At 33.3% G+C, this 2,693-nt stretch carries 3 protein-coding genes and 1 pseudogene; 1 reads left to right on the plus strand and 3 read right to left on the minus strand.

Features of this window, described 5'->3' with window-relative positions:
• Window positions 1-144: 144 nt before the first annotated feature.
• Window positions 145-597: pseudogene (locus F6K13_RS27375) on the plus strand (zinc-binding dehydrogenase); the annotation flags it as partial.
• Window positions 598-775: 178 nt separating this feature from the next.
• Here F6K13_RS27375 and F6K13_RS27380 read toward each other — a convergent pair.
• The 3 genes from F6K13_RS27380 to F6K13_RS27390 all read right to left on the minus strand — a co-directional run.
• A complete protein-coding gene (locus tag F6K13_RS27380; protein WP_124146681.1) occupies window positions 776-1,408 on the minus strand; it encodes a GUN4 domain-containing protein in 633 nt (210 codons plus the stop codon).
• A gap of 487 nt (window positions 1,409-1,895) precedes the next feature.
• The gene (locus F6K13_RS27385; protein WP_287289039.1) at window positions 1,896-2,534 is read right to left on the minus strand and encodes a hypothetical protein; all 639 of its coding nucleotides are present in this window, start codon (window positions 2,532-2,534) and stop codon (window positions 1,896-1,898) included.
• Window positions 2,498-2,693, minus strand: a 196-nt coding sequence (locus tag F6K13_RS27390) for a gamma-glutamylcyclotransferase family protein (protein WP_287289041.1), incomplete at its 5' end; no start/stop codon positions are given. The genes F6K13_RS27385 and F6K13_RS27390, both read right to left, overlap by 37 nt.

The following is a 2,693-nucleotide window of genomic DNA, read 5'->3' on the forward strand; positions in this document are numbered from 1 at the left end:
ATTCGACCCGTAAACATACAGGCTCGATGAGGCAACTGGGGCAAATGAAGCGCTCAAAATCTCAAAGTGCGGACTTTGTTGACGGGGACTTAGAAACCCCGTCCGTCTACACGGCGGGGTAGTTCATCTTGTTCTCAGAATAATTTTGATTATGTGCAAAAGTTGGGAGCAAAGCATTTAATTGACTATAAAAATGAGGATGTAGTTGTTAGGGTGAAAGAAATTACTAAAGGACGTGGTGTTGATGCAATTTTAGATACGGTTAGTTCAGAAACTGCAACAAAAGGTTTTGAAATGTTGGCATTTAATGGTGGAATTGCTTGTATTGCCGGGTTGCCTGATTTTAGTAAGTTTAAACTTTTTAGTATTGCTGCTTCTATCCATGAAGTTGCTTTGGGAGGTGCTTATTTATCTGGGGATAAAAAAGCAATTAAAGATTTAGGAAAAATGGCAAGAGAAATGGGGGAATTAGTCAGACAAAAAAAAGTTGATTCAATGTTGACAGAAGTAATTAGTTTAGAGGAAATACCAGAAGCATTAAATCGTTTAAAAGGTCGTCATGTCCGAGGTAAAATAGTTGCTAAAGTTGAGGGATAAAGTGTATTGGAGAAAAGACAATGTCTTTGTAATATCATATCCGGATAATAGCGCCATAGAACTCCGTTCCCTTTACACGTTAAGGCAGTTGTGCGCCACCAAACAAAAAACTTTCTCCTTTTCCTCCTCCTGCTCTTTCTTCTTCTTTCTTCCCTCCTGACTCCTGACTCCTGACTCCTTAGAGATTACATTCTTGAACCTTAGAATATAATATCCGACGCAAACGTTTAGTAATCATAAATTCTGGGATATTCACAGTAGCATCTAGCTCTCTTAAAGCTATTGGCAAATGACCTTTAGGAGCATTTTCTGAAAAATTTAACTGCTCATATTTTTTCCATTTTCTGGATTTTCTCCAACCTAATTGATCGCCGAATAGTTGGTAACTTTGTGGGTCGTATGCTTCCAAATTATTGCCAGTTTCTAAGTAAATTGATACTTGAATACTAAGACCAAATTTATCTTCAGAATACTTCCGCCAGAGTCGGTCTATATTACTGATTTCTTCACAAGAAATTTTTTCTTTTATTGCTCTTGTATTGATACCTCCTCCTCTCTTTCTTTGAGTTAAAGTTAAAATCAGATCGTATGTTTCTTCGTCTGCTTCTTGCCATTTATTATCTGCTAATAAATTTTCTAACTTAGAATAAGGAGAATTCTCTGGCTCTGGTGAAGTAATAATTTGAGATTGAGAAATATCTGATTTATTGTGGGTTAATATTTCTAGATTATTAGAATTTGCTAATGATGGAAATGCTGCCAAAATAATCAATAAAAAAACAATTAAATTTTTGAATTTATACTTAATCATAAATTAACCTCCAAATTATTTATCATCATGTTCTAGAATTTATTAAAAATACAACAATTTTCTAGTGGATGAGGTACATCTTGGAAGTAGGGAGTAGAGAGTAGGGAAGAGGAAAGAGAAGATAGAGATTAATATTGAACTGTACCTCACCATCTTAAAAAGTGCTGTAAAATTGTTGTCAGTTTACCTCATAAACCTAAAATACGCTGTATAAGTAATCCTATTTAATTAAAATTTTATAGAAAATATATTGGAATTAGCAACCAACTGCTAAATATTTAGGCTAAAATCCACCTCTATCTCGGAGAAGGACTAAGTTACGATAAACATTATCATACATTTTTAAATTTGACTAACTTCTTGAAGTCAAATAATCGTAACGATTCAGCTATTAATAGTAAAGTTTAAGGCGTTTCAGCAACATCAAGTTGAACTTGGCCTCAATTTATCAATCGCTTTTACCTCCTGCAAAGCAATAGCTGATAGCTTACAAATAATCTTTCCACAAATGAAAATTAGTTGTCCTACCAAGTAAAAATACACCCTCTCCTTCTATTCTTGATTGCCTCAATAAATTACACGCATTTGCGATAACATAATCTAGACAATCTCGATCTGCCAACAATATATCTTGTTCCGTTTCATATAATGAAACACCTTCATTTCGCAAACATCTTCTTGCATAAAATACAGTCATATCTCTTCCTAATATTTGTTTAATCCATGCCCTTGCTCCAATGGCAAATCCTTGATTCGGATTACACATAAATACTAACCCACAAATACTGCTAATAATAGGTCTGATCAGTTCTCCCTTTTCATTAAAAGCTTGGTCTAATGGTAAATTTTTAAGTTTTAAATCTTGAGGAGTATAAATTTTTTCCTTAATCTTTTTCAGCTCTTCATTTGATAATTTAATTAAAGGCATTGTTGCAACTTTTTGATTTTTTAAATATTCGATCCACTCAGAATCTAAATTACATTCTTTAGCACCATAAATTAGAGTATTTAAATATCTTTTAGAAGGCGGTATACCCTCTTTAATTGTCAGACCTGGGAATTGAATTTTTTCTCTATAAGCTATATATGTTAGAGCATTAATAGTAGTATTTGAACCATAAGGCAAAACTTGTACAATTTCTTCTTGATATACTTGACCTTACCTTCTAATCCATCAATTACTGCTTTACATTCTGGTGACATTTCATACAAACAACCATGTACAATAGAATTTTTTTGATAAACTAAATTAGCGTAACTTGGATCGACATTATTCGTCGGCACA

Source organism: Okeania sp. SIO2B9 (genome assembly GCF_010672505.1).
GTDB lineage: Bacteria > Cyanobacteriota > Cyanobacteriia > Cyanobacteriales > Microcoleaceae > Okeania > Okeania hirsuta.